This is a genomic window from Pseudoxanthomonas sp. 3HH-4, from assembly GCF_006716465.1.
Taxonomy (GTDB): Bacteria; Pseudomonadota; Gammaproteobacteria; order Xanthomonadales; family Xanthomonadaceae; genus Pseudoxanthomonas_A.
This window is the reverse complement of the sequence record NZ_VFPB01000001.1, coordinates 333851-355146: the sequence shown is the minus strand read 5'-3', so window position 1 is coordinate 355146 and position 21296 is coordinate 333851. Positions and strand designations below refer to the sequence as shown.

16 protein-coding genes are annotated in these 21296 nt (G+C 67.8%); 9 read left to right on the top strand and 7 right to left on the bottom strand.

The annotated features are described in order from the left end of the window. The first annotated feature begins 55 nt into the window (after positions 1-55). The 3 genes from putA to FB548_RS01575 all read left to right on the top strand — a co-directional run bounded on the left by putA (position 56) and on the right by FB548_RS01575 (position 5654). Complete coding sequence (gene putA, locus FB548_RS01585) at positions 56-3271, top strand: bifunctional proline dehydrogenase/L-glutamate gamma-semialdehyde dehydrogenase PutA (RefSeq protein WP_142123020.1); 3216 nt, start codon at positions 56-58, stop codon at positions 3269-3271. A gap of 255 nt (positions 3272-3526) precedes the next feature. Then, positions 3527-4687, top strand: coding sequence for a GGDEF domain-containing protein (locus FB548_RS01580; RefSeq protein ID WP_142123019.1), 1161 nt, complete (start codon positions 3527-3529; stop codon positions 4685-4687). Positions 4688-4700: 13 nt separating this feature from the next. Next, on the top strand, positions 4701-5654 hold the full coding sequence (locus tag FB548_RS01575) for an SMP-30/gluconolactonase/LRE family protein (RefSeq protein WP_142123018.1): 954 nt from the start codon (positions 4701-4703) through the stop codon (positions 5652-5654). A 135-nt stretch (positions 5655-5789) separates the two neighbouring features. On the opposite strand, the gene FB548_RS01570 is transcribed toward FB548_RS01575, so the two are convergent. Then, on the bottom strand, positions 5790-7172 hold the full coding sequence (locus FB548_RS01570; protein WP_142123017.1) for an outer membrane protein transport protein: 1383 nt from the start codon (positions 7170-7172) through the stop codon (positions 5790-5792). 225 nt (positions 7173-7397) lie between these two features. On the opposite strand from FB548_RS01570, the gene FB548_RS01565 reads away from it, so the two are divergent. Next, complete coding sequence (locus FB548_RS01565) at positions 7398-8090, top strand: rhomboid family intramembrane serine protease (protein WP_142123016.1); 693 nt, start codon at positions 7398-7400, stop codon at positions 8088-8090. A gap of 124 nt (positions 8091-8214) precedes the next feature. Continuing rightward, positions 8215-8535, top strand: coding sequence for a DUF1820 family protein (locus FB548_RS01560; protein ID WP_142123015.1), 321 nt, complete (start codon positions 8215-8217; stop codon positions 8533-8535). Positions 8536-8622: 87 nt separating this feature from the next. Here FB548_RS01560 and FB548_RS01555 read toward each other — a convergent pair whose 3' ends face one another. From FB548_RS01555 to gpmI, 3 genes are all read right to left on the bottom strand, one after another. Then, positions 8623-9972 carry a S41 family peptidase gene (locus FB548_RS01555; RefSeq protein WP_142123014.1) on the bottom strand — a complete coding sequence of 450 codons (1350 nt, stop codon included), beginning with the start codon at positions 9970-9972 and terminating at the stop codon, positions 8623-8625. A gap of 116 nt (positions 9973-10088) precedes the next feature. After that, complete coding sequence (locus tag FB548_RS01550; protein ID WP_142123013.1) at positions 10089-11345, bottom strand: peptidoglycan DD-metalloendopeptidase family protein; 1257 nt, start codon at positions 11343-11345, stop codon at positions 10089-10091. Further along, positions 11345-12892: a 2,3-bisphosphoglycerate-independent phosphoglycerate mutase gene (gpmI, locus tag FB548_RS01545; protein WP_142124051.1), complete on the bottom strand. Its 1548-nt coding sequence runs from the start codon at positions 12890-12892 to the stop codon at positions 11345-11347. The genes FB548_RS01550 and gpmI overlap by 1 nt, the downstream gene beginning before the upstream one ends. Positions 12893-13060: 168 nt before the next feature. Here gpmI and FB548_RS01540 point away from each other — a divergent pair, with 168 nt between their 5' ends. The 3 genes from FB548_RS01540 to FB548_RS01530 all read left to right on the top strand — a co-directional run bounded on the left by FB548_RS01540 (position 13061) and on the right by FB548_RS01530 (position 16200). Next, a complete protein-coding gene (locus FB548_RS01540; protein ID WP_142123012.1) occupies positions 13061-13726 on the top strand; it encodes a hypothetical protein in 666 nt (221 codons plus the stop codon). Between the two features lie 82 nt (positions 13727-13808). After that, positions 13809-15506, top strand: coding sequence for a M28 family metallopeptidase (locus FB548_RS01535; RefSeq protein ID WP_142123011.1), 1698 nt, complete (start codon positions 13809-13811; stop codon positions 15504-15506). 301 nt (positions 15507-15807) lie between these two features. After that, the gene (locus tag FB548_RS01530) at positions 15808-16200 is read left to right on the top strand and encodes an MAPEG family protein (protein WP_142123010.1); all 393 of its coding nucleotides are present in this window, start codon (positions 15808-15810) and stop codon (positions 16198-16200) included. Here the strand turns inward: FB548_RS01530 and FB548_RS01525 are convergent. The 3 genes from FB548_RS01525 to FB548_RS01515 all read right to left on the bottom strand — a co-directional run bounded on the left by FB548_RS01525 (position 16169) and on the right by FB548_RS01515 (position 18341). Further along, positions 16169-16750: a helix-turn-helix transcriptional regulator gene (locus FB548_RS01525; RefSeq protein WP_221625894.1), complete on the bottom strand. Its 582-nt coding sequence runs from the start codon at positions 16748-16750 to the stop codon at positions 16169-16171. The genes FB548_RS01530 and FB548_RS01525 overlap by 32 nt on opposite strands. Then, positions 16734-17513: a cytochrome b/b6 domain-containing protein gene (locus FB548_RS01520; RefSeq protein ID WP_185741932.1), complete on the bottom strand. Its 780-nt coding sequence runs from the start codon at positions 17511-17513 to the stop codon at positions 16734-16736. The genes FB548_RS01525 and FB548_RS01520 overlap by 17 nt, the downstream gene beginning before the upstream one ends. A gap of 99 nt (positions 17514-17612) precedes the next feature. Next, positions 17613-18341, bottom strand: a complete 729-nt coding sequence (locus FB548_RS01515) for a pseudouridine synthase (protein WP_142123008.1) — start codon at positions 18339-18341, stop codon at positions 17613-17615. A gap of 82 nt (positions 18342-18423) precedes the next feature. Here FB548_RS01515 and FB548_RS01510 point away from each other — a divergent pair, with 82 nt between their 5' ends. Then, positions 18424-21207: a pitrilysin family protein gene (locus tag FB548_RS01510; RefSeq protein WP_142123007.1), complete on the top strand. Its 2784-nt coding sequence runs from the start codon at positions 18424-18426 to the stop codon at positions 21205-21207. Positions 21208-21296 lie beyond the last annotated feature (89 nt).

Genomic DNA, 21296 nt, shown 5'->3' with positions numbered 1-21296 from the left:
CGGCCTGCCCGCACGGCCCTAAACTAGTGGACTGCCTTTGGACTGCCCTGCCGTCATGTCGACTCCTTCACCCGCTCCGTCGCCCGCCGCTCCGCCGGCCGGCGGCATCGTCGCCCCCGAACTCCCGGCACCGCCATCGCCGCTGCGCGCTGCCATCACGGCCGCTTGGCTGCGCGACGAGACCGGACATGTCCGCGAACTGCTGGAGCACGCTCGCCTGCCGGCCAACGAGCAGATCCAGGCCCAGAAGCTGGCCATGGACCTAGTCAAGCGGGTCCGCGCCCGCGCCCAGGACCAGGGCGCCATTGAAGCCTTCATGCGCCAGTACGATCTCGGCAGCGAGGAGGGCGTGCTGCTGATGTGCGTGGCCGAGGCCCTGCTGCGCATCCCGGACCAGGAGACCGCAGACAAGTTGATTCGCGACAAGCTGGGCGATGCGGACTGGGAGCGGCACCTGGGCCAGAGCGACTCGGTGCTGGTCAATGCCTCCACCTGGGGCCTGATGCTCACCGGCAAGCTGGTCAACCTGAACGACCTGGCCCGCGCCGACGTGCCGGGCGCCTTCAAGCGCCTGGTCGGTCGCGTGGGCGAGCCCGTCGTCCGCCTGGCCGTGCGCCAGGCCATGCGCATCATGGGCCACCAGTTCGTCATGGGCCGCACCATCGACGAAGCGCTGGCCCGCAGCCGCAAGGGCGAGAACGCCGACTACCGCTATTCCTTCGACATGTTGGGCGAAGGCGCGCTGACCACGAAGGACGCCGCCCGCTACCTGGAGGCCTACCGGCAGGCGATCCATGCCATTGGCCGCACCGGTCCATTCGCCGACGTGCTGGCGGCACCGAGCATCTCGATCAAGCTGTCCGCGCTGCACCCGCGCTATGAGCACGCCAAGCGCGCCCGCGTGATGCGCGAGCTGGCACCGGCCATCCTGGAGCTGGCCCAGCTGGCCAAGTCCTACGGCATCGGCTTCACCATCGACGCCGAAGAAGCCGACCGGCTGGAACTGTCGCTCGACCTGATCGAGGCGACCTTCTCCGACGCCTCGCTCGACGGCTGGGAAGGCTACGGCCTGGCCGTGCAGGCCTACCAGAAGCGCACGCCGTACGTGATCGACTTCCTCGCCGACCTGGCCCGCCGCGTCGGCCGCCGCATGCCGGTGCGCCTGGTGAAGGGTGCGTACTGGGACGCGGAGATCAAGCGCGCGCAGATCGACGGCCACCCGGGCTACCCGGTGTTCACCCGCAAGCCGAACACCGACGTCTCGTACCTTGCCAATGCGCGACGCATGCTCGACCACGGCGATGCGCTGTATCCGATGTTCGCCACCCACAATGCGCAGACCATCGCCGCGATCCGCTTCATCGCCAACGGCCGTCCATACGAGCACCAGAAGCTGCACGGCATGGGCGACGACCTGTACGCCGAAGTGGTGCCCAAGCACCGGCTGGACACGCCATGCCGCGTGTACGCGCCGGTCGGCTCGCACGAGGACCTGCTGCCGTACCTGGTGCGCCGCCTGCTCGAGAACGGCGCCAACAGCAGCTTCGTCAACCGCATCACCGACGAGAACGTGGCCATCGAGGACCTGGTGCGCGACCCGGTGCAGACGGTGTCGGAATTCGAATCCATTCCGCACCCGCGCATCCCGTTGCCGGTCGACCTTTTCCGGAGCCAGCCGGCTCCCATCCAGAATTCAGACAGGGACAATTCCATGGGCGCCAATCTCGCCAACGACAACGACCTGCGCGCGCTGGCCGAGCGCATCAACGCGGCCGTCAAGCCGTGGCGCGCAGCGCCGCTGGTGCCGGGCGCCGTCGTGTCCAGTGCGGCGTTGCCGGTGACCAACCCGGCCGACCGCCGCCAGACCGTCGGCGAATGGCAGCCGGCAGACAGTGGCACCGTCGAGAAGGCGCTGGCGAATGCCGTTGCCGCGCAGCCCGCCTGGGACCGCACGCCGGCCGCCAGCCGCGCCGCCATCCTCGAGCACGCCGCGAACCTGCTGGAGCAGCGCCTGCCCGACTACATCGCGCTGTGCGTGAAGGAAGCCGGCAAGACCATCCCCGACAGCGTCGCCGAAGTACGCGAGGCCGTGGACTTCCTGCGCTACTACGCCGCCCAGGCGCGCGCGCAGTTCGCCGCGCCGGAGCACCTGCCCGGCCCCACCGGTGAATCCAACCAGCTGCAGTTGCAGGGCCGCGGTGTATTCGTCTGCATCAGCCCGTGGAATTTCCCGCTGGCGATCTTCCTGGGCCAGGTCAGCGCCGCGCTCGCAGCGGGCAACAGCGTGATCGCCAAGCCGGCCGAACAGACCAACCTGATCGGCCACGCCGCGGTGAAGCTGCTGCACGAAGCCGGCATTCCGGAAGCCGTGCTGCAGTTCCTGCCCGGCGACGGCGCCACCGTCGGCGCCGCGCTGACGAAGGATCCGCGCGTGGCCGGCGTGGCCTTCACGGGCTCCACTGAGACCGCGCGCGCGATCAATCGCGCGCTGGCCAGTCGCGACGCCGGCCCGATCGCCACGCTGATCGCCGAGACCGGCGGCCAGAACGCCTTCATCGCTGACTCCTCGGCGCTGCCCGAGCAACTGGTGAAGGACGCGATGGGCTCGGCGTTCACCTCCGCGGGCCAGCGTTGCTCGGCCGCCCGCGTGCTGTTCGTGCAGGACGACATCGCCGACAAGGTGATGACGATGCTCGCCGGCGCGATGGACGAGCTGAAGATCGGCGATCCCGGCCTGCTGTCGACCGACGTGGGCCCGGTGATCGACGCCGATGCGCTGAAGATCCTCGACGACCACGCCGCGCGCATGGCGAACGAAGCACGCCTCATCAAGCAGGCCAACGCAGGCGATGAAACCGCGCATGGCACCTTCTTCGCGCCGCGCGCGTGGGAACTGAAGTCGCTGGACCAGCTGGACAAGGAGATCTTCGGGCCGGCCCTGCACGTCGTGCGCTGGAAGGCCGACGACCTGGACAAGGTCATCGATGCGATCAATGCAACCGGCTATGGCCTGACCCTGGGCGTGCATTCGCGCATCGACGAGACCATCGACCGCATCGGCTCGCGCGTGAAGGTGGGCAATGTGTACGTCAACCGTAACCAGATCGGTGCGGTGGTCGGCGTGCAGCCGTTCGGCGGCCAGGGGCTGTCCGGCACCGGACCCAAGGCCGGCGGCCCGCATTACCTTCCGCGCTTCGCCACCGAAAAGACGGTCACCGTCAACACGACGGCCGCCGGTGGCAACGCCTCGCTGCTGACGCTCGGCGACTGAATCCAGGTGCTGCCGCGCATCGGCAGCCCCCGGCGTCGCACGTACAGCCCCGCTTCGGCGGGGCTTTTCGTTGGGCGTGACCCACGGCACTGACGACGCTCGCCGCACGCGGCGATCCTGCGGGTTACGTGGTCGCCTTAGCTGAATTGCCATCGCAGTTGCGCGGCCTCCATATCACTCCCATGCCGGATTGCGTCTTATTCTGCGTTCTGGCATCGACAGGGAGCTCCAGCGCCAGCAAGGCGACCACCACGCATGACGACCGATTTCTACAACCTGCTGCTCAGCGACTGCGCGCTCGCCGCCGTGTTGCTGGCACTGTTCTTCTACGTGGGCAAGGTATCGCGGGGCGTCCGTGGCATCGCAACGTGGGGCGTCGCGCATTTCCTGTACTCGCTGGGCGCGGCGATGCTGGACGGCACGGCGCAGGTGCTGGTGCGGGCAGGCAATGAATCGCTTGCCGCTGGCATTGCCGGCGCAGGGGGCCTGTTGGCATGCGCCGGCCTGGTGGGCCTGGCGTGGTCGATCATCCAGTTCGTGCAGCAGCGCGCGCTGGCGCTGTGGGAACGCGCGCTGTTGCCGTTGTGCCTCGCTTTTTCGTTGGTCGGCGTGGTCCTGGGCGGCGGCGTGGATGCGCAGGGCGCGGCGATGAGCGCGACCGAAGTGATCGTACTGGTGGTGATGCTGCGCCATCTGTGGGCGCTGCGCAGTGCGCCGGACCACGTTCCGGCACGCCTGATGATCGTGGGCTGCATGGTGCTGCTGTGGCTGTACGGCGGCGACCTGCTGGCGGCGCTCACCGGCCGTTACGGCCCGAACCCGATGTGGGTGAACCTGGACCTGTCGATCTGGTTCCTGCTCAATTTCTGCATGCTGATGCTGGCCAGCTTTCGCGCCGCGGAGCCGCTGCGGCGGAGCGCGCTATTTGATCCGCTCACCGGCGCGCTCAATCGCCGCGGCCTGGACAACGAACTGCAGGCCCGCGGCGGGAGGCATGCCGCCGAGCACGGGCTGGCCGTGATCGCGCTGGACCTGGACCACTTCAAGGCCGTCAACGACGATCATGGCCATGAAGCCGGCGACCTGGTGCTGCAAAGGTTCTCCGACGTGGTGCGCAGCTGCATCCGCGGCGACGACCTGTTCGCACGCCTGGGTGGAGAGGAGTTCATGCTGGTCCTGCGCGACACACAAGCCGAGACCGCGCAGGCCCTGGCGGAACGCATCCGGCAGCAGGTGATGGGGCTGGAGTTCGCTCCGTCCGGTGCGGCAATCCGCGTCACCGTCAGCCTAGGCGTTTCCTTCGCCGCCGACCGCAACGCGCCGTACGACACCCTGATGCGGCTCGCGGACGAAGCGCTCTACGCAGCCAAGCACAAAGGCCGCAACCGGATCGAGGTACGCTGGCTGCCCGCCTGACCCGAGGACCGCCATGCCGCGTTACCGCCGACTTGCCCTTGCCCTGCTTGCCTGCCTCGCCGCTCCGCTGGCCCACGCATCGGCCCACGCTTCCGTCTGCCCGGCCGATCCCGGGCATGCGCCGACTGGCGACCTCACGGCCACACGCGTGTCTGCTGCGCGCGTGGACGACAGCGAGGAACGCCTTTACGAAGGCCCGGTGTGGCGCGACGGTGCGTTGTACCTGTCGGATTTCGTGCACAACGGGACGTTCCCGTCGCGCATTCGACGCTTCACCCCGCCGGATCGCTGGGAAACCGTGGTGGAAGACAGTGGCAGCAACGGGCTGACGCTGGACCTGGACGGCCATCTGCTCGCCGCTACCCACGACCGCAAGCAGGTCGCGCGCGTGAGACTGGAGGACGGCACGCGCGCACCCCTGGTGTCGACGTTCGACGGCCTGCCGTTCAATTCCCCCAACGACCTGGTGATGGGCGCCGACGGCAGCCTCTACTTCACCGATCCCGATTACCAGCGCAAGGCCGCGCCCGGTGGCCAGCCCCTCACCCGCGTGTATCGCCACCACGAAGGCGTGACCACGGTGGTCGACGACAGTCTGCGCAATCCCAATGGCATTGCCCTGTCGCCGGGTGGCGACACGCTATACGTGGCAGGTGGAACCGGCGATGGCGACGTATTGCGCACCTATCCGTTGCGCGAAGGCGTGCCCGGCGCAGGCCGCGATCTGGCGCGCATCACAGGCGGTGACGGCCTGACGCTGGATTGCCTGGGCAACATCTACGTCACCGAACACGGCCAGCAGCGCGTACGCGTGTTTTCCCCTGCGGGTGACGTGCTGGCCACGATCCACGTGGACGCCAACATCACCAATGCCGCGTTCGGCGGCGACGACCGGCGCACCTTGTTCCTGACCGGCGCCGCCAGTCTGTGGTCGATCGAACTGCCGGTCGCCGGATTGCCGTATTGACCGAGCAGTGCAGGGGGCTTCAGCCCCGATACCGTTCGCGCAGAAGCCTCGGGGCTGAAGACCCTCCTACAAGAGCGCCGACAACAAAAAACCCCGCCTAGGCGGGGTTTTTCGTGGCTCCGACGCGCGGGGCGATCAGAACTTGTACTGCATCGACACGCCGTACAGGTCGGCGCCGCCGTCGAACTCGCCGACCAGGCGCGCACGCGTGCTGGTGGTCAGGTCGATTTCGGGCGTATCGACGATGTCGATCTTCACGTAGCTGGCGTTGAGCTCCAGGTGCTCCGACAGCGCCCAGGTCAGGCCCAGCGAGTACCACATGCGGTCCTGGTCGGGCAGGCGCGGGGTGCGATACGGACGGCTCACCGGGGAGTCGTCGCGCGCCACGCCGGCGCGGAAGGTGAACGCATCGCTGAACTTGTATTCGCCACCCACCGAGTAGAACCAGTTGTCGCCCCAGTTGTACTCCTCGGCCGAATCCGGCTGGCCGGGGTTGTCAAATTCGATGCGGATTTCCTGCAGCGAGGTCCAGTCGGTGCGGCTGGCTTCGGCCATGACGGTGAAGCGGTCGCTGGCGTAGTAGGTCGCGCTGAAGGTGTCCACAGCTGGCGTGGTCAGCTTGGCCAGCGCGCCGCCGTCGAGGAACAGCGGACGGGTCAGCGGGTTGGCGTCGAACGCGGTGCGCACGGCCGGCGGCACGGTGAAGTCGCCTTCGCCTTCCAGCTCATGGTCGATCTCGGAACGGTGCGAGTAGCCCAGCGACAGCTTGTCGGTCGGACGCCAGTTCAGGCCAACGATCCAGCCGAAGCCGTTGTCGGTCCCGTTGATGTGGGCGATGCCGTCGTTGCGCTGCGGACCGTAGGGCGAACCCGGCGTGAGGCAGGCAGCCGGGTTCTGGCCGCAGATGACGGTGCCGAAGTCGACCGCGTTGGACAGCGTGACGTCGGCGTGCTCGTAGACCAGGCCTGCGCCGATGGAGAAGCGCTCACCCAGCTCCAGCGAGGCCGCCAGCGTCAGGTCGATGATCTTCACGTCCGATTCCAGCGCGTGGTAGCGACCCACCCAGCCGGCGTCGTAGTCGGTCTTCAGGCCGAACGGCGCGCTGATCATCATGCCCAGCGTGACGTATTCGAAGTCGCCGCTCAGCGGCAGGATGAACGAGGCGGCCGGCACGGCGGCCACGTCACCGGCGTCGCCGCCGTTGCCGCCGGTCAGCGGCTGCTGGAACAGCGTGCCGGTGGCGGCCGTGCCGCTGCCGCTGAACTCATAGGACAGGTCGATCGCGGTGACGTCGGCCTGCAGGGTGCGCTCGGTGAAGGTGGACATGACGGCCGGGTTGTTGACCACGACCGAGGCGTCGCCCTTGGCGGAGGCCGCACCGGCCATCGCACGGCCCTGGGCCTTGACGCTGTTTTCCTTCAGCTGGAAGGCGGCGGCGTGCACATCGCCATAGGCGAGCACGCCTGCGATGCCGAGCGCCAGCGCGGACACGCGGGTGATGTTCTTTGCAAATTCCATGAATGGTTTCTCCGGAGACGTGGGTAAAAGCGCCTGCGTCGTCCATGGCCGCGGGTGTTGTGGTCCACCCGTTCGGCCTGCCGGAAGCCCCTCCCGACATACGACGCCGTATGCAGTATACCCGCTAACTAAACTCTAACAATCCGCCGTAAGTCATTGCCCCTATTCAGTTTCGCCGCGCCGCACCATGGGCAGTCCGGCAGCGAGCGGGTACAGTGCCGGCGCATGTTCGTTTCCCTCCCGTCACGCCGGAAACCGCCCGTCCGCTGGGCCACGCCGACCTTGTTGGTGTTGCTGTCCGCCGCCTTTTGCTGGGCATTGACTCTGGGAAACGCGGCCCAGAGCCATCTGCTGACCCAGTGGGGGGCGCTGACAGGCGGCATGGTGGCGCCCGAGGTATGGCTGGCGTCGTTGCAACGCGGCATGGTGCTGCGCCTGTTCACCGCGCTGTTCCTGCATGCGGACTGGGCCCACCTGCTGGGCAACCTGGTGTTCCTGCTGATCTTCGGCCTGCCCGCGGAACGGGCCATGGGGCCGTGGCGTTTCCTGTTGCTGTTCCTGGTGGGCGGCGCGGTGGCGAACGTCGCCGCGGTGCTCAGCATCGGGACACCCGACCGCGTCATCATCGGCGCCAGCGGCGCCATTTCCGCCGTCATCGGCGCCTACCTGGCCCTGTTCCCCACCGCCAAGCTGGGCGTGGTACTGCCGCTGGGCCTGTTCCTCGAGTTCGTGAAGGCGCCAGCCTCGCTCCTGATCGGCATCTGGGCACTGCTGCAGGTGGTCTTCGCCTACACGGGCCCCGCGTTCGGCACCGTGGCGTGGTCGGCGCACATCGCCGGCTTCCTGTTCGGCGTGGTGTTCGCGCTGTTCGTGCGCGCCGCGATCGCGCGGCGGATGCGCAAGCGGCAGGGCTACTGAAAAGACCTATCGCAGTCAAAGATCCCCGTCGTCATTCCGCCTTTCGCCGGAGTGACGGAAGCGGACCCGCCCCGCCTGTCGACGGGTGCCAGCCGCATGCAACGCACTCCGTATAATCCGCTGCATGAAAACCACGCTCTACAAGGTCATCTTCCACAACCACACCAAGGTCTACGAGCTCTACGCACGCAAGGTGACGGCGAGCGGCCTGTGGGGATTCACCGAGGTGGGCGAACTGGTGTTCGACGTGCACGAAGGCCTGGTGGTGGATCCCACCGAGGAGCGCCTGCGCGATGAATTCGGCAACACCAAGGTCCTGCACCTGCCGATGCAGAGCATCATCCGGGTGGAAGAGGTGGAGCGGAAAGGCCAGTCGGCGATCCGCGATGCGGCCACCGGCGAAAAGGTGGTGACGCCCTTCCCGATGCCGGCGAAGCCGCGCTAGGCGAACTGATCGCGCCTGCGGCAGCAACGTCAGCCGCTATCCGGCTTCCGGGCGCGCGACCGACGTCGCTCCCACACCCGCCAGGGCTCAACGCCGCTGCTGACTCGAGGGCGCCCGCGCTGTCGCGACGACCTTCTTCAGTTCGACCAACGCCGCCGTGATCGGCGCATCACCGTCGAGCACATCACCGGGCGTGTAGCCGGCCGCACCTTCTTCGTCGCCGCGCAGGTGACCGGGCAGCGTGGCCTCGGTGATGTACGGCTGGCCATCCGGCCCGATGAGGGCGCCCGCCTTGGCGTCCTGCTCTGGCCTGACAACCACGTCGGGCACGATGCCGCTGGCTTGGATCGACTTGCCGCTGGGCGTGTAATAGCGCGCAGTCGTCAGCTTGACCGAATCGCCGTTGTCGAGCGGCAGCACCGTCTGCACCGAGCCCTTGCCGAAGGTGCGGCTGCCGACCACGCGCGCGCGCTGGTTGTCGCGCAGCGCGCCGGCCAGCACTTCAGACGCGCTGGCCGAGCCGGCGTCCACCAGCACCACCACGGGCGCGCCGTTCAAGCGGTCGCCCGGTGTGGCATCGAACTTGGAATCGCTGATCGACATGCGTCCGCGGGTGCTGACAATGTTGCCCTTGTCGAGGAGGTCGTCGGCCACCTGCACCGCGGCCAGCAGCAGTCCACCCGGATTGCTGCGCAGATCCAGCACGAGTCCCCGCAGCTTTCCGTTCTCCTGCAGCTTGTCCACCTGTTTCTGGAAATCGGCCGCGGTATCGGTCTGGAAGGCGCTGATGCGGACATAGCCGTAGCCAGGTTCCAGCACGCGGCTGCGCACGCTGGTGATGCGGATGGTGTCCCGCACCAGGGTCACGTCGAACGGCTTGGGCGTGCCATCGCGCAGGATCGTCAGCACGATCCGGCTACCCGGCGCGCCACGCAACGGCTCCATGCCGTCTTCGGCGCTGATCGGCTTGCCATCGATGGCGGTGATGACGTCGCCGGACTTGATGCCCGCCTTCGCGGCGGGCGTGTCGTCGATCGGCGACACCACCAGCAGCGTCCGGTCGGGCTGCTGCTGCAGTTCCACGCCGATGCCTTCGTAGGCGCCGGTGGCCTGTTCGTCGAAGGCGTCGGAATCTTCCTTGTCGAAGTACGTGCTGTGCGGATCTAGGTCCAGCAACAGGCCCCGGATCGCCGACTGCATCAGTTCGCGGTCTTCGACCGGTTCGACATACGCTTCCTTGACCGCATTGAACACCGCCACGTAGCGGCGGATCTCGTCCAGCGGCACCTTCGACGGCGCGTTTTCCGCGGCGTCGGGATCGTCGCTGGGCGCGACCACCGGCGGCGTCTCAGGCAGTGGCGCCTGCTGCTGCGCCCACGCCGGCATGCAGGCGGACAGGGCGACGGTCAGGGTGGCCAGGGAAAGACGCAGCGGCATGCAGACGCTCCAGATGGGGCTAGGTGGGACTTCGCGCACGTACGCGAAGTTCACCGGATTATGCGCGAACCCACTTGGCCTGTTTGTTCAAGCCGGGTTAGGGCCCGGCGCCCTGTTCATCGCCGCTGCAGCCACGATGCCGGGTCGACTGGCTGGCCGTTGCGACGCAGCTCGAAGTACAGCGCGGCCTGGCCCTGTCCACCCGACGTGCCGACGCGCGCGACCGCATCACCGCGCTTGACCCGGTCGCCGCTGTCCTTCAGCAGGCTGTCGTTGTGCGCGTACAGACTCATGTAGCCGTTGCCGTGATCGAGGATCAGGATCAGGCCGTACCCCGTCATCCATTCGGAAAACACCACCGTGCCGTCCGCCACTGCCGTGACTGGCGTGCCCGAGGGCGCACCGATCAGTACTCCGGTACTGGCGCGGCCGTCGGGCAGCCGCCCGCCGTAGCGCGCCAACAGGCTGCCCGATACCGGCCAGCCCAGACCGCCCACTTTCAGCGGAGGTGCGGAAGCCACCGCCGGACGCGGTGCAGGCGTGGTCCGCGTGCCGCGGGATGCGCTGCCCGCACTTTCGCGCTGCTGTGCCGCTGCGGCGGCGGCCTCGCGGCGGGCGGCGGCACGACGTTCGGCCTCGGCACGCGCGGCGGCGGCGCGCAGGTTGTCCAGCAGGCGTTGCAGCGAACGCGCATCCTGGCCCAGCGCCTTCTCCTTCGCCGCACGATCCTGGTATCGCTCGTCCAGGTCCGCGACCAGCCCAGCGCGCGTCCTGCGGGCCTTCTCCAGTTGCGCAACCTGATCGCGCTGCCTCGCCCGCGCGGTGTCCAGTTCGGTGCGACGGGCCACGATGTCGCGCTCCACCTGGCCCAGCGCTTCCAGCTCGGCGTTCAATGTCGCGATGCGTCGCGCCTGGTCGCGCTGCACGTAACGATGGTAGGCCAGCAAGCGGTTCGCGTCGGCCACGCGCTCCTGCGAAAGCAGCACCTTCAACGGTGCATCGTCGCCCTGCTGGTAGGCCGCACGCACCAGCGCTGTCAGTTGCTGCCGCTGCGATGCCTGTTGCGCCTGCATGGCATCGCGCTTCAGTTGCAGCTCCTGCAGCGCGACGGCCTCGCGGCGCAGTGCCGCTTCGGTCTCGGAAAGCGACCGCGTCGTGCGGCCGACCTGCTCATCCGCATCGCGCAGTTGGCGGGACGCCGTGCCGCGCTCCCCTTCCAGTTTGCGTCGCTCCTGCGCGATCGACTTCAGCTCGCTGCGCACGCGCTCCAGCTTGCGCTCGGTCTCGCGTGGATTCTGCGCCAGCGCAACCGCCGCGACGGCCAGGCCGGCGAGCAGGAGCGCGGTGAACGCAGTGCGCGCGCGGCTGGGCATCAGGCGTCGATCAGGCTGCGGCCGCTCATGTCGGCCGGCTGCGGAAGACCCAGCAGGTCCAGCAGCGTTGGCGCCACGTCGCGCAACGCGCCCCCGCTGCGCAACTTCACCGCACGCTGGCCCGCGCTTTCGGGCAACACGAGGACCAGCGGCACCGGGCCGACCGTATGCGCGGTGTGCGGCTGGCCGGTGGCCGGATCGCGCATCATTTCCAGGTTGCCGTGGTCGGCGGTGATGAGCAGCGCACCGCCGGCCTTGCGCACGGCGGCATCCACTTCGCCGATGGCCACATCAACCGCCTGCGCCGCGAGGATGGCGGCCTGCAGATCACCGCTGTGGCCGACCATGTCGGGATTGGCGATGTTGCAGATGATGGCGTCGAAGCGACCGGAGCCGATCGCCTCCACCAGCTTCGCGGTCAATTCGGGGCAACTCATTTCAGGCTGCAGGTCGTAGGTGGCCACTTTCGGGCTGGGGATCAGGATGCGCTCCTCGCCTTCGAACACATCCTCGCGGCCACCGCTGAAGAAGAACGTCACGTGCGCGTACTTCTCTGTCTCGGCGATGCGCAGCTGGGTCAGGCCGGCATCCGCCAGCAGTTCGCCGAAGGTCTGGCGCAGGTCGTCCGGCGCGAACGCCACCGGCGCGGGAAGCTTGGCATCGTATTCGGTCAGGCAGACGAAGCGGGCCAACGCCGGCTTGCGCACGTCGAAGCCGTCGAACGCCGGCGACACAAACGCCGCCGTCAGCTGGCGCGCGCGATCGGCGCGGAAATTCATGAATACCACCGCGTCGCCATCGGCCATCGGCCGGGCGCCGTCGATCACGGTGGGCAGCACGAATTCATCGTTCTCGCCACGCGCATACGCCGTTTCCAGCGCCTCCACGCCGCTAGCGGCATGGTGATCGCTGCGGGCTTCCACCATCGCGTCCCACGCCAGACGCACGCGGTCCCAGCGCTTGTCGCGGTCCATCGCGTAGTAGCGGCCACTGACCGAGGCGATGTGCGCGTTGCCGAGCTTCGCGCACAGGTCCTGCAGCGCGCGCAGGCTGGGTTCGGCGGACTTCGGCGGCGTGTCGCGGCCATCCAGGAAGGCGTGCACCGCGACACGCGGCACGCCCCGGCGCTTGGCCAGGTCCAACATCGCGAAGATGTGAAGCTCATGGCTGTGCACGCCGCCCGGCGACAGCAGGCCGAACACGTGCAGGGTCTTGCCGTCGGCCTTGGCCGCTTCGCAGGCGGCGACGAGTTCGGCATTGGCGAAGAAGCTGCCGTCTTCGATGGCGGCATCGATGCGGGTCAGGTCCTGGTAGACGATGCGGCCCGCGCCAAGGTTCATGTGGCCCACTTCCGAATTGCCCATCTGCCCGTCGGGCAGGCCTACATGGCGACCTTCGGTGTGGATCAGTGTATGCGGCGCGCTGGCCAGCAGGCGGTGCCAGTTCGGCAGCGTGGCCTGCGCCAGCGCGTTGTCGGCGGGATCCTCACGGTGCCCCCAGCCATCCAGGATCAGCAGCACGACGGGCTTGGGACGCTTCACGACCATATTGTCTACGGGCACGGGGGATGCGGACACGGCGGGGGTTTCCAGTGACTTCAGGCAGGTGACGATTGTAGCGAAGCATGGTGCCATGGCATCCCCGATGACGGCCGGCCTAAACCTTTCCCTGCCCGTGCGCATCACAGTCATCAACACCACCCGAAGGATGACCCCATGACCCGTACCCGCACCATCCTGCTGCTGACCTTGGCCCTGGCTGCCACGCCCGCGCTGGCACAGCAGGAGATCTCCAAGGTGAACGGCAGCGTCACCGCCGAGGCCGGTCAGACCTATGCCGACCTCGAAACCGTCAATGGCAGCATCCGCATCGCCGACGGCGCCATCGCCGAGGACGCCAGCACGGTGAACGGCAGCATCAACGCGGGCGAGAAGGCACGCGTGGAATCGCTGGAAACCGTGAACGGCTCCATCCGGGTCGGCAAAGACGTACAGGTTCGCAGCGACATCGAGACCGTCAACGGCAGCATTTTCACCGACCGCGGCACCACCGTGGGCGGCAATGTTTCCACCGTCAATGGCGCCATCGGACTGGTCGCCACGCAGCTGACGGGCAGCATCGAGACCGTCACCGGCGACATCACCGTCGGCGTCGGTTCGCACGTCAAGGGCGGGCTCAAGGTGGAGAAGCCGCGCGGCGTCAACTTCTCGCTGAAGCCCAAGCGCGACCCGCGCATCATCATCGGGCCGAACGCGGTGGTCGAAGGTCCGCTGGTGTTCGAGCGCGAGGTGGTGCTGTACGTGCACACCAGCGCCAAGATCGGCCCCGTCACTGGCGCTACCGCCAAGCCGTACAGCACCGACACTGCACCCACGGAGTGAGTCCGGCGAAAGGCGGGACGCGGCACAGGTCCCGCCCGGCCATTCCCGCTAGAATCGGGATTCCTTTCGTTGAGGAATCCCGATGTCCCGCAAGTTGATGCTGCTGCTTGCCGCTTCCGCCGCACTGACGGCATGCAAGCGCGAAGCCGAGGCCCCCGCGCCAGAAGCCACCACGCCGCCCGCTGCGGCGCACACCTTTACCGCCGACATCACCGAGGGCGACTTCGCCGACATGGTGAACGCGCTGGCGTCGGATGAGTTCGAAGGCCGCGCGCCCGGCTCGGTTGGCGAAGAAAAGACCACCGCCTACCTCGAAGCGCAGATGAAGCGCATCGGCCTGCAGCCGGGCAACAACGGCAGCTATTTCCAGGACGTGCCGATGGTGGAGACCACCGCCGACGAGGCCGCGACCACGCTGTCGCTGACCACGTCCGCCGGCACGCGCGACCTCAAGTTCGGCACCGATTACGTCATCGGCACCCGCACCGGCGAGACCCAGGTCAAGCTGGACGCCAGCGAACTGGTGTTCGTCGGCTATGGCGTGGATGCGCCGGAACAGAAGTGGAACGACTACGCCGGCCAGGACTGGACCGGCAAGACGGTGGTGATGTTCGTCAACGATCCGGGCTTCCACGCCAAGGACGAGACGCTGTTCGGCGGCAACCGCATGACCTACTACGGCCGCTGGACGTACAAGTTCGAGGAAGCCGCGCGCAAGGGCGCCGCCGCGGCCCTGATCGTGCACGACACCCCGGGTGCCAGCTATGGTTGGGACGTGGTGAAGAACTCCTGGGCCGGCCCGCAGTACGACCTGCCCGCCAAGGACGATCCGGAAAAGCGCATCCCGATGCAGGGCTGGTTGAGCGCCGACGCCGCCAAACAGCTGTTCGCCGATGCCGGCCTCGACCTCGACGCGGCCTACGCCAGCGCCGGCAAGCGTGGCTTCAAGCCCGTGCCGCTGAAGGCCAAGGCCTCCGCCTCTTTGACCAGTACCATCACCGAGAAGACGTCGCGCAACGTGATCGGCGTACTGCCGGGCAGCAGCAAGCCCGACGAGGCCGTGCTGTACATGGCGCACTGGGACCACCTGGGCAAGCACGAGGGTGAGGAAGGCGACAACATCTACAACGGCGCCGTCGACAACGCGACCGGCGTGGCCGGCATCCTGGAGATTGCCGAGGCGTTCGCTCACCAGGAGCCGAAGCCTGCGCGTTCGGTGGTGTTCGTGGCGGTGACGCTGGAGGAATCCGGGCTGTTGGGTTCCAAGTACTACGTCGCCCATCCGACCTTCCCGCTCGACAAGATCGCCGGCGTGATCAACCTCGATGCCATGAGCGTGGGCGGCAAGTCGCGCGACTTCGTCGTCACGGGCAAGGGCAACTCGCAGCTGGAAGACATGCTGAAGGTCTACGCCGACCAGCAGGGCCGCGTGCTCGCCGAGGAAGGCAACCCGGCCGGCGGCTACTACTTCCGCAGCGACCACTTCAACTTCGCCAAGGCCGGCGTGCCGGCGCTGTACGCCAAGGGCGGCAACGACCTACTGGAAGGCGGTGTGGAGGCCGGCAAGGCGGCCAGCGAGGAATACGCCAAGCGCTACCACCAGGCCAGCGACGAGGTGCACGCAGGCTGGAAGCTGGACGGCGTGGTGCAGGACCTGCAGGCGCTGTACGGCGTGGGCAAGGACCTCGCTGTCGCCGACACATGGCCGAACTGGTATGAAGGCAACCCCTTCAAGGCCGCGCGCGACACGATGATGAAGGCGGAACCGGCGAAGCCGTAAGCCGGCTGCACCCAGCGATACGAAGACGGCGCCGAAAGGCGCCGTTTTTGTTCCTTCTCCCCGCCTGCGGGGAGAAGGTGCCCGGAAGGGCGGATGAGGGGCGAGCGCGGTGATGTTCCGTGCGATGTCTCTCCGCCATCGTCGAACTCGGCAATGCGAGCGCGCAGATCCAAGATGATGCCTCCGTTCGCCCCTCACCCGCCTTCGGCACCCTCTCCCCGCTGCGCAGGGAGAGGGCAACCGCCCATGGACGCCCCTCCGCCGTACCCACTACCCTGCGCCATCCTCGGAGGGAAACGTCATGTCCATCGCTTACTGGTGCATCCTGGTCACCGCCTTGCTGCCGTATCTGTGGGTCTTCATCGCCAAGCGCTCGGGCGATCGCTACAACAACCGCAACCCGCGCGCCTGGATCGCCAAGCAGGAAGGCAACTACAAGGTGCAGCGCGCCAACGCTGCGCACCTCAACGGCTTCGAAGCGTTCCCGGCCTTCGTGGCCGGCGTGCTGATGGCGCAGCTGGCCGACGTGCCGGTGGACACCGTCACGCAGCTGGCCATCGGCTTCGTCGTCGCGCGCGTGCTGCATGGCGTGTTCTACCTCACCGACAAGCACACGCTGCGGAGCCTCTCGTGGCTGGTGGGCATGCTGTGCGCCGTGGGGCTCATGGTGCTGGCTGCCCTGCGGGCAGGCTGATCTCGGCATCCGCCGCAGTGCGTGGTACGAGCAGGTCTTCCAGGAAGAACGCCGCCAGTTCCGAGCGCCCGGCCAATCCCGCCTTCGCGTAGATCGACGCCGACTGCGCGCGCACCGTTTTTTCGTGGGTCCCGCGCAGATCCGCGATCTCGCGGAGTCCCAGGCCTTTCAGCAGCAGGAAGGAGACCTCCTTCTCGGCCGGCGAAAGGCGCCATCCATCCAGCTGCACGTCGATCGAGTGCGACAAGCCTTCCACGTGGCGTCGCGCCTGCTGCTGCCAGGCTGCAGCCTGCGCACGCACCTGGCTGAGGTCTTCCGCCTGCCGCACCAGCCGGCGGCGCAGGCGCAGCGTGCTGCGCAACAGATGCGTGGCGCCCAGCAGGGCCAACCCGGCCGCCAGGATTTCCAGCGCCACGTGCCAGGCGGAAGCACCCTGGCGCAGGTCGCCCACGACATCCATCACCACCAGCAGCGCGATCAGCAGCAGGACGCTCGCGATGACGCCACGTTCGCTGCCCTGCAGGGGACGACGCTCAACCGTGGGGGACATCCTCGGCCCGCTCCTCGCGCGCATGCGCTTCATGTTCGGCCTGCTCGTCGTCGGCCCCACTCCGTTCCCCGGACCCCTCGTCCGCCTCGCGGAGCATCAGCGTCTGGCCGAATAGCGTGACCTGGCCACGGCCGGCATCGTACCGACTCGCAACGCCTGCGCCCACCGCCACCAGCACCGCGACGAACGCCATCGCCACCCCCATGTGCGGGCGCACATCGGTCTCTCCGGCGGGAATGCCGCGCTTGCGCCCGGTCACCATGCTCAACGGAAGCGCGTCGCGGTGTCGCAGTACATGCACCAGCACGCCGGCCACGTGCAGCAGCGCCACGGCCAGGAAGGCGTTGGCGAGCACCTCGTGGACCTCCTCGACCGCGTGCGGTGCCACGCCCGCGACCATCACCAGTCCGGTGGCCGCCATGCCCAGGCCCAGCCCCATCATCACCAGCGCAGCCCAACTGGACGCGGGATTGTGCCCCGCCCACGTCCGCGCCTGGCCGGACAGCACGCCACGCAGGTAGCCCACCAGCGCGGCAGGGCTCAGGCTGAAATCCGACAACCGGGCGTGACGCGTTCCCGCCACCCCCCACACCAAGCGCAGCAGCACCGCCGCCGCCAGCAGGCCGCCGGCCAGCATGTGCAGCACGAACCGCGGCGGCGCGTCGTCGACCGTACTGCCGATGGTGTACGCGGCGACGAACAGGCCGGCGAAGGTCCAGTGGAAGACCCGCGTGGGCAGGTCGTAGATGCGGAGAGAGGACATGGCGACGCGCTCCGGGGAAGGGAGCCCCACCTTCGCGATCGCGCGCTGCAGCGTCATCGGACAAATGCCGCATGCCTGACGCATCAAGGCGTTACCGCATCACCGCAGATCGGCTTCCCACCCGAACAGGGCAAATGCCTTGCGGAACTCCGCATCCAGCGGCGCCACGGCCTCGATCCTTTCGCCGGTGGCCGGGTGCGGGAACGACAACCGCACCGCGTGCAGCAGCATGCGGTGCACGCCCTGCATGCGGAAGTGGCGGTTGTGCCGCCCATCGCCGTGGCTGGTGTCGCCGATCAGGTGATGGAAGGCGTGCTTCAGGTGCCGGCGGATCTGGCGGAAGCGGCCGGTCTCCGGCTGGCATCGCAGCAGCGCATAGCGCGAGGTCTCGAAGCCTCCCGACGGCAACGACAGTTCGCCCTTCGCCAGGCGCACGAAACGCGTCACCGACGGCTTCTTTTCCGGCTTGCCCGGGCCGCCATCGAGCGGATGATCGACGATGAAATCCGGTTCCGGCCAGCCACGGCACACCGCGAGGTAATCCTTCTCCACCTCGCGCGACATCAACACCTTGCCCAGCGTCGAGGCGCTCTCGCGGTCGAATGCCACCAACAGGCAACCGCTGGTGGCACGGTCCAGCCGGTGGATCAGGAAGATGGGGCGGCCGAACTGCACGCGCAGCCGGTCGGCGACGAAATCCGTTTCCCCACCGGCCAGCTTGCTGTCGTGCGCCATCACACCTGCGGGTTTGTCGACCACCGCGATATGCGCATCCGCATACAGCACGGGCACTGCGCCGTCGCCCGCCTTCGTCTCACCGTAATCCATGAATCTGCGTGCCTTCCAAATCTGCGAAACTCGGGGTTCGCCGCACGCGATGGACGCACGCGGCCCTGATGGAGGATTGTGGATGAAGTCACCCCGTTTCATTGTCGCACTCGGCCTGGCCGTGGCGCTCGCCCTGGGCCAGCCAGCCTGGGCGGACACCGCCGCGCTCCCGAATGGCATCACCGCCGGCCCTAGCATCGAAGGCATCAGCGAGTACACGCTGTCCAACGGCCTGCGTGTGCTGGTGTTCCCCGACTCCACCAAACCTACCGTGACCGTCAACCTGGTATACGGCGTGGGTTCGGTGCACGAGAACTACGGCGAGACCGGCATGGCCCACCTGCTGGAGCACCTGCTGTTCAAGGGCACGCCCACGCAATCGGACATCAGCGGCGAAATGAAGAAGCGCGGCATCGACTTCAACGCCACCACCGGCCTGGACCGCACCAACTACTTCGCTTCGTTCCCGGCCAACAACGACACCCTCGAGTGGGTGCTGAAGATGGAAGCCGACCGCATGGTCAACTCCCATGTCGCGAAGAAGGACCTCGACAGCGAGATGACCGTGGTACGCAACGAACTGGAAGCCGGCGAGAACAGCCCGGGCGGCGTGCTGTTCCAGCGCATCCGCTCGACGGCGTTCCTGTGGCACAACTACGGCAACACCACCATCGGCGCACGCAGCGACGTGGAAGGCGTGCCGATCGACAAGCTGCAGGCGTTCTACCGCCAGTGGTACCAGCCGGACAATGCCACCCTCATCCTCGCTGGCCGCCTCGACCCCGCCGACGCGCTGGCCCGCGTCGCACGCCATTTCGGCGCGTTGAAGAAGCCCACCCGCGCATTGCCGCGTTTCTACACACAGGAACCCGCGCAGGATGGCGAGCGCGAAGTCACGGTGCGCCGTGTCGGCAACCTGCGCCTGGTCGCGGCCGCCTACCATGCCCCCGCGGTGGCGCATCCGGACAATGCGCCGCTGAGCGTGCTGGCCAATGTGCTGGGACACACACCCGGCGGCCGCCTGCACAAGGCGCTGGTGGAAACCAAGCTGGCCGCCGGCAGCGGCGCCAGCAGCGAGTCCATGCGCGACCCCGGCTTGCTGACCGTGGTGGCCGTGGTGCCCAACGACGGCGATGCCGCGAAGACGGAGGCCGAACTCCTGAGGCAGGTCGAGCAGCTCGCCACGCGCCCGGTCACTCAGCAGGAAGTGGACGAGGCGAAGCAGCGCATCGGCAACGCCTACGACCTGTACTTCACCGACGTCAACGCCGTGGGCATGGGCCTGTCCGAGTTCCAGTCCGCCGGTGACTGGCGCCTGCTGTTCACCAGTCGCGACGCCATTGCGAAGGTCACCGCCGACGACATCAACCGCGTCGCCGCGGCGTACCTGAAGTCGAGCAATCGCACGCTGGGCCGCTTCATTCCCACCACAGCACCCGAGCGTGTGGAGATTCCGGCCGCGCCCGCGGTCGCGTCGCTGGTGGACGGCTATATCGGCCGCGCCGCCGTGAGTGCGGGCGAGCAGTTCGATCCCTCGCCGAAGAACATCGAGGCACGCACGCAGACCTTCACCCTGGGCGACGGCCTGAAGGTGTCATTGCTGCCGAAGAAGACGCGCGGCGGCACGGTGGTCGTCGACGCCAACTTCCGTTTCGCCGATGAAGCCTCGCTCACCGGCCGCGAAGGTGCCGCCGGCATGGCGGGCGCCATGCTGATGCGCGGCAGCAAGACGATGACGCGCGAACAGATCGACCAGCGCCTGGAACAGCTGAAGACGCAGGGCAACGTGGGCGGAAGCCTGCAAGGCGCCAGCATCGGCCTGCAGACGCGCCGCGAACACCTGGCCGATGCCTTGGCGCTGGCCGCCGACGTCTTGCGCAATCCCGCGTTCCCGGAAGCCGAGTTCGAACAGCTGCGCCTGCAGGCGCTGACCGGCATGGAAGCCTCGCGGCAGGAACCGGGGGCCATCGCGGGCCGTGCGCTGGCGCAATACTTCGACCCGTGGCCCGCCGGCCACCCGCTGCGCAACCGCACGCTGGATGATTCGCTGGCCATGATGAAGGCATTGAAGCTGGACGATGTCCGCGCGTTCCACCGCGATTTCTACGGCACTGCCAACGGCGAGATCGCCATCGTCGGCGATTTCGATCCGGCGGCCGTGCGCGCGCAGCTGGAGCAGCTGTTCGCCGGCTGGAAGAGCGGCAAGCCGTACGCGTCCATCGCCACCCGCTACACCAGCGTCGCCCCCAAGCAGGATCGCTTCGAGACGCCGGACAAGCCCAACGCCGTGCTGCTGGCCCGCCACAACTTGTCGCTGAAGGTCACCGACGCGGACTATCCGGCGATGGTGATCGCCAACCGGGTGTTCGGTGGTGGTGCACTGAAGTCGCGCCTGGGTGATCGCATCCGCCAGCAGGAAGGCCTGAGCTATGGCGTCTCCAGTGGCGTGCGTGCCGACGACAGCCGCACCGGCCAGGACGATGCCGGCAGCTTCAGCATCCAGGCCATCGCCGCGCCGGAGAACATGGCGAAGGTGGAAGCGCTGGTGCGCGAAGAGCTGGCGAAGCTGGTCAAGGATGGCATTACTGCCGGGGAGCTGAAGGATGCGGTGGCCGGCACGCTGACCGAACGCCAGCAGGGCCGCGCCGAAGACGGCAGCGTCGCCGGCATGCTGACCGACCAGTTGTTCTTCGATCGCACCATGCAGTTCACCGCCGACCTCGACGCGAAGTACGCTGCGCTGACGGTGGACCAAGTGAACGCCGCGATCCGCAAGCACTTCAAGCCGGAGGCGCTGAGCGTGTTCCTGGCGGGCGATTTCGCGAGGAAAGCGGGAGCAACAGCTACCGCGGCGCCGACGAAGTAGACCGCATGATCCGCACGGAACGGCCCCGCAAGGGGCCGTTCTCGTTTCCAGGACCCGGTGATCGCTCTCCTCCCCCTGTGCGCGGGAAG